The 384-nt window shown below is 48.7% G+C and carries 1 protein-coding gene; it reads right to left on the bottom strand.

The features are described from left to right. Positions 1-103 precede the first annotated feature (103 nt). On the bottom strand, positions 104-384 hold a 281-nt coding region (locus A3766_RS31045; RefSeq protein ID WP_197479536.1), incomplete at its 5' end, for a PEP-CTERM sorting domain-containing protein.

Consider the following 384-nt stretch of genomic DNA (forward strand, 5'->3'; position numbering starts at 1 on the left):
AGCGTTACTTATTGAGAGCTGGTTTATTCGGCCAACATTAATGGCCAGCTACCAATGTTTGCCGGAAGGTTGCTGCCTCTAATGCAGAGGCAGCAAATCATGCTTAAACTCTTCTACGAGTAAAGCCAAGGCCTGCTAGTCCAAGACCAAGCAAAGCAAGAGTACCTGGCTCGGCTACTGACACAGAGTCGGCAGTATCACCACTGATACCCCAAGCATTAAGAGTACCTGTGTCGCCAGCTAATCTATCGAAGATGGTAAGTTGCCATACAGTGCTGAGTGACTCGCCATCAAATGCTGAAAGCAATTCAGTGCCCTGGAAGGTTCCTGGGCCAAAAGGCGCTGCGACAGTGCTTATATGAGTTCCTGCTTCGTCATCAAAAG

The organism is Oleiphilus sp. HI0132, assembly GCF_001635845.1.